Origin of the sequence: Streptomyces sp. WELS2, assembly GCF_013870595.1 — a bacterium.
Taxonomy (GTDB): Bacteria; Actinomycetota; Actinomycetes; order Streptomycetales; family Streptomycetaceae; genus Streptomyces.
The window spans coordinates 1-4,748 of record NZ_JACBWZ010000488.1 but is presented as its reverse complement, the minus strand read 5'-3'; the positions used below and the strand labels follow the sequence as shown (position 1 = coordinate 4,748).

The 4,748-nt window shown below is 68.9% G+C and carries 5 protein-coding genes and 1 pseudogene; 5 read left to right on the top strand and 1 reads right to left on the bottom strand.

Annotated features, from left to right (window positions below; genetic code table 11):
- The 5 genes and pseudogenes from H5J33_RS23910 to H5J33_RS23890 all read left to right on the top strand — a co-directional run.
- Positions 1 to 274, top strand: a pseudogene (locus tag H5J33_RS23910) (ATP-binding protein); the annotation flags it as partial.
- Positions 226 to 630 (top strand): nucleotide pyrophosphohydrolase, encoded by a 405-nt coding sequence (locus H5J33_RS23905; RefSeq protein WP_181796956.1) that lies wholly within the window; start codon positions 226 to 228, stop codon positions 628 to 630. The pseudogene H5J33_RS23910 and the gene H5J33_RS23905, both read left to right, overlap by 49 nt.
- Before the next feature lie 168 nt (positions 631 to 798).
- A complete protein-coding gene (locus H5J33_RS23900) occupies positions 799 to 1,284 on the top strand; it encodes a DUF6099 family protein (RefSeq protein WP_181796955.1) in 486 nt (161 codons plus the stop codon).
- A gap of 474 nt (positions 1,285 to 1,758) precedes the next feature.
- Complete coding sequence (locus H5J33_RS23895; RefSeq protein ID WP_181796954.1) at positions 1,759 to 2,793, top strand: hypothetical protein; 1,035 nt, start codon at positions 1,759 to 1,761, stop codon at positions 2,791 to 2,793.
- A 156-nt stretch (positions 2,794 to 2,949) separates the two neighbouring features.
- Complete coding sequence (locus H5J33_RS23890) at positions 2,950 to 3,873, top strand: LLM class F420-dependent oxidoreductase (protein WP_181796953.1); 924 nt, start codon at positions 2,950 to 2,952, stop codon at positions 3,871 to 3,873.
- A gap of 75 nt (positions 3,874 to 3,948) precedes the next feature.
- On the opposite strand, the gene H5J33_RS23885 is transcribed toward H5J33_RS23890, so the two are convergent.
- Positions 3,949 to 4,734 (bottom strand): D-alanyl-D-alanine carboxypeptidase family protein, encoded by a 786-nt coding sequence (locus tag H5J33_RS23885; RefSeq protein WP_181796952.1) that lies wholly within the window; start codon positions 4,732 to 4,734, stop codon positions 3,949 to 3,951.
- Positions 4,735 to 4,748 lie beyond the last annotated feature (14 nt).

Sequence of the window (4,748 nt, the reverse complement as noted above, 5' to 3'; positions counted from 1 at the left end):
CGAACTGCGCTACCTGGCGCTGGCCCTGGTGCTGCTGACCGGGCCGGGCGTGCTCGACATGGACGCCCCCGGCGAGGTGCCCGACGCCCTGCGCACCCTCACCGTCCTCGCCGACGGCTTCGACCGGGGCCTGGATCCCGTCCAGCGCCGGGAACTGCTGCTGACGGCCGCCCGGATGGGCCGGCGCGGACACATCCGGTGCGTGGCCGCCGTGCACGACGCCTCATGGGCCGCCGGGACCCCGGGCGTCACGGTGGTACACCTGAACACGTGACCGAACACCCCGACCTGGCCGCCCTCCAGCGCAGACTGGCCGAGTTCGCCGCCGCGCGGAACTGGCAGCCGTACCACACGCCCAAGAACCTCGTCGCCGCCCTCTCGGTGGAGGCGTCCGAACTGGTCGAGATCTTCCAGTGGCTCACCCCGGAGGAGTCCGAGCGGGTGATGGACGACGTGGGCACGGCGCACCGGGTGACCGACGAGGTCGCCGATGTGCTGGCCTACCTGCTCCAGTTCTGCGAGGTCCTCGGCATCGATCCGCTGGCCGCGCTGGCCGCCAAGATCGACCGCAACGAACACCGCTTCCCGGTTCCGGGCACCGGAGGCGGGCGGCAACAGGCGGACTCATAGGTTCCGTTATTACTCTCCGCAGTCAAGTCGCGTGACGAATCCGAATTGTTGTCCACTAATTTCCGTCTTCCTCTGGCTTTTCGCCTCAACGACCCTCACTCTGGGTAGTGGACAGGTGAGTTCAGGAGGCCGTGCCGACGGGGTGCGGCGGACGGACGGGGGCATCGTATGGATGCGGTACGGCTCATCCTGGCGAGCAGGCGGGCCCTTGCGGCCGGCGCCGATGCCGGGGAGATGATGGCGGAGGTGTGGCAGGCGCAGGCCCTGGCCCAGGCGATCGGGAGCCGCCTCGCGGTCTCCGGCCCGCCGGAACTGCGCGGCGAAGCGCTGGGGCTGACGGAGCTGGCGGGCCGGGGCTGCGGCGTCCTGGACCCGCCCGAACTCGACCCCGGCGACCTGCGCGCCGCCCAGCTCACCGAACTGGAGGACGCCCGCGAGACCCTGCTCTGCCTCGGCGGTCTGCTCGGCGAGGTCGGCATATCACTGGTGGGCATGGCCAGCGCCGCCGTGGACGAGACGACGTACTGGCAGTGCATGGAGGCGATCGACGCGGCCGACGAGTCCCGCGACCGCGTGCTGGAGATGCTGCGCAAACTGGCGGCACGGGCGGCGATGGTGCCGGAGGACGCCCAGGACAGCCCGTTCGGCGTGTGACCAGCGCGCCCGCGCCCGTGCACTTGTGGCGCACCAGGTGCCGGTATCAGGTCGACGGGAGTTCGCCGACGGTCGTCACCTGCGGGGGATTCGCGGGTGTGGGCACTTGGACGAGGAATGGGACGAATGTGATCCGGCCGTCTTGCAGCAGTGGCCGGTAGGACATTCGATAACACACGACCGAATTCAGGTCGCGAATGGTTCGGTAGCACTTGAGCTGCGACGAGGAAGCGGTCCTACTCTCCGCAGCGGCCGAAATACTCGTTGCCACGCAGAAAAGGATTGCTGTGGCAACCGAAATGATGCGTAGCGTCGCCGTTTTCATTCTGTCACCTCGAAGGAAAGTTGAATAATACTGACCCCTCGCCGGTGCCTGCAACTCTAGATGCGTCGTTGGAGGAGCCGGGTTAGCGTGCTGGTGTCCGTCGAGACGTCTCTGTCGCTGAAATTGAAACGCCAGCAGAGGAGAGCTTCATGCGAGGGAAATCAGTGCTGAGCGCTGCCGCGGTGGCCGCGCTGGTCAGCGGAGCGGTCACCGGCACGGTGGGTCCGGCCTCCGCCGCCCCGACCCCGACTTGCCGGGTCGCGGGGGGAACCCTGACGGGCAGTGGATTCGCTCCCGACCAGAAATTCACCGTCACCCCCGGTGGGGCGTCCGCACGCTCTTCCTCCGACGGCCGTATCGGACCGATGGCGGTCACGGGAACAGGCACCTTCCGTGTGGGTTCCGTAACCTGCACGGGCAACTCGGCCGGCGGAAAGCAGACGTCCGCCGTCGTGGCCGCCGCGACGAGCGCGGCTCAAGCGGCCATCAAGCGGGGCGCGTCCCCGCAGCAGGCGAAGGCGAAAGGCGTGGCGGCCGCACAGGCGAAGGCGCAGAGCCTCGGTGTGCCGACGACGGTCCTGACGCAGATCCAGCAGCAGGTCACCAACAACATCAACCAAATAATCAATTCAACCGTCAACGGGCCCGTCAACCAGGGCACCGGGACACAGAATGGCCAGCCGCAGCCGGGTGGTCAGACGAAGCCCGGTGGGGAGACGAAGCCCGGTGGGGAGACCCAGCCGGGTGGCGAGACGAAGCCTGGCGGGGAGACGAAGCCTGGTGGGGAGACCCAGCCGGGTGGTGAGACGAAGCCGGGTGGTGAGACGAAGCCGGGTGGGGAGACGAAGCCGGGTGGTGAGACCCAGCCGGGTGGTGAGACGAAGCCTGGTGGTGAGACGAAGCCTGGTGGTGAGACGAAGCCGGGTGGTGAGACCCAGCCGGGTGGTGAGACCCAGCCGGGTGGTGAGACGAAGCCCGGTGGTGAGACCCAGCCGGGTGGTGAGACGAAGCCCGGTGAGGGGACCCAGCCGAACAAGCCCAACACGCCGAACACGCCGAACGAACCGAACAAGCCGAATACGCCGAACGAGCCCGCTCAGCCGAACACACCCAACACACCCAACACACCCAACGAGCCGGCTCAGCCGAACACACCGAACACACCGAACCAGCCCGCCGGGTAGCCCGAGGCGTCTCGGTCACCGGAGCCCCCGCTGGTCCGGCGGGGGCTCCGCGTGCCGGGCCCGGAGTGCCGGCGGGCGCGTTTCACCCGAGCGGACTCGGCCGCGCCGGGAGGTACCCGTGAGGTCGACGCGCGCGGCGCCGTGCAGGATAGGTGTATGGACCTGCGAATCTTCACCGAGCCCCAGCAAGGGGCCACCTACGACACCCTGCTCACCGTGGCCAAGGCCACCGAGGACCTCGGGTTCGACGCCTTCTTCCGCTCGGACCACTATCTGCGCATGGGCAACGTGGACGGCCTGCCCGGCCCCACGGACGCCTGGATCACGCTGGCCGGCCTGGCCCGCGAGACCAAGCGCATCCGCCTCGGCACGCTGATGACGGCCGGCACCTTCCGGCTGCCCGGCGTGCTCGCCATCCAGGTCGCCCAGGTCGACCAGATGTCCGGCGGCCGGGTCGAACTCGGCCTCGGCGCGGGCTGGTTCGAGGAGGAGCACAAGGCGTACGGCATCCCGTTCCCGAAGGAGAAGTTCGCCCGGCTGGAGGAGCAGCTGGCGATCGTCACCGGGCTGTGGGCGACCGAGGTCGGCAAGACGTTCGACTTCCACGGGACGTACTACGACCTCACCGGGTCGCCGGCGCTGCCCAAGCCCGCGCAGCGGAAGATCCCCGTACTGATCGGCGGCCACGGCGCGACCCGCACGCCGCGGCTGGCCGCGCGGTACGCCGACGAGTTCAACATCCCGTTCGCCTCGGTGGAGGACAGCGAGCGGCAGTTCGGCCGGGTGCGGGCCGCCGCCGTGGAGGCCGGCCGGGACGCGGACGACCTGGTGTACTCCAATGCGCTCGTGGTGTGCGTCGGCAAGGACGACCGGGAGGTGGCCCGGCGCGCCGCCGCGATCGGCCGTGAGGTGGACGAACTGAAGGCCAACGGGCTGGCCGGTTCCCCGGCCGAGGTCGTCGAGAAGATCGGCCGGTACGCCGAGGTCGGCTCCCGCCGGATCTACCTCCAGGTACTGGACCTCGGCGACCTGGACCACCTGGAACTGATCTCCTCCCAGGTCCAGTCCCAGCTGTCGTAACACGAGGGAGCGGTTCCTGCCGCTGTCGCCGGGCCCGCGGCCACTGGTCCGCGGGCCCGGCTTGCGGGGCCCGCGCTAGCGCGTGAAGCCGTAGTCCAGGATCTTCGTCGCGTCCTTGAACCGCTGGTCCGCCGAGCTCGCCGCGAGGACCGAGCCGACGACCGTCTTGGAGCCGCGGGTGGCCGCGAACACCAGGCAGAACTTGGCCTCCGGCCCGGAGCCCGTCTTCACGCCGAACGCGCCCCGGTAGGTGCTGAGGAGCGTGTTGGAGTTCTTCCAGGGCGCCATGGCGTGCGTTCCGCCGCCGGGCCGGTACGACTTCATGTCGCTGTAGACCTTGGTGCCGACGACCTTCTTGAACGTCTTGTTCTTCAGCGCGGCCCCGGCCAGCTTGGCCAGATCGCGCGGCGAGGAGTAGTTCTTGCCGTTGGACACCCCGTCGAAGGAGTCGAAGTGGGTGTTGTTCAGGCCCAGTTCGTGCGCCTTGCCGTTCATCTTGGCGATGAACGACTTGGTCCGCTGGGCCGTCGTGGAGCCGGTGCCGTAGGTGTCCGCCAGCGCGTAGGCCGCGTCGCAGCCCGACGGCAGCATCAGGCCGTACAGCAGGTCGCCCACCGACATCGAGTCACCGAGGAGCAGGTTGGCGCTGGAGTAGCGCTGGGTGTGCGTCGCCGGGTCGATGACGTAGTCGGTGTACTCCTTCTTGATCTTCACCTTCTTCCCGAGGTCCACGTTGCGCTGCGACAGCACCACGAGCGCCGTCATGATCTTCGTGGTGGAACCGGTCCGCAGCCGGGCGTCCGGCGCCTTGCCGAACAGCTGCCTCCACTTGGCGTGGAAGCCGTGCCGCTTGCCCGACATGGTCAGGTCCTGCG

Bases quoted from the DNA above. Each gene is read 5' to 3' on its own strand.
- H5J33_RS23905 (WP_181796956.1), top strand. From the start codon at position 226: ATGGGCCGCCGGGACCCCGGGCGTCACGGTGGTACACCTGAACACGTG.
- H5J33_RS23900 (WP_181796955.1), top strand. From the start codon at position 799: ATGGATGCGGTACGGCTCATCCTGGCGAGCAGGCGGGCCCTTGCGGCC.
- H5J33_RS23895 (WP_181796954.1), top strand. From the start codon at position 1,759: ATGCGAGGGAAATCAGTGCTGAGCGCTGCCGCGGTGGCCGCGCTGGTC.
- H5J33_RS23890 (WP_181796953.1), top strand. From the start codon at position 2,950: ATGGACCTGCGAATCTTCACCGAGCCCCAGCAAGGGGCCACCTACGAC.
- H5J33_RS23885 (WP_181796952.1), bottom strand. From the start codon at position 4,734: ATGTCGGGCAAGCGGCACGGCTTCCACGCCAAGTGGAGGCAGCTGTTC.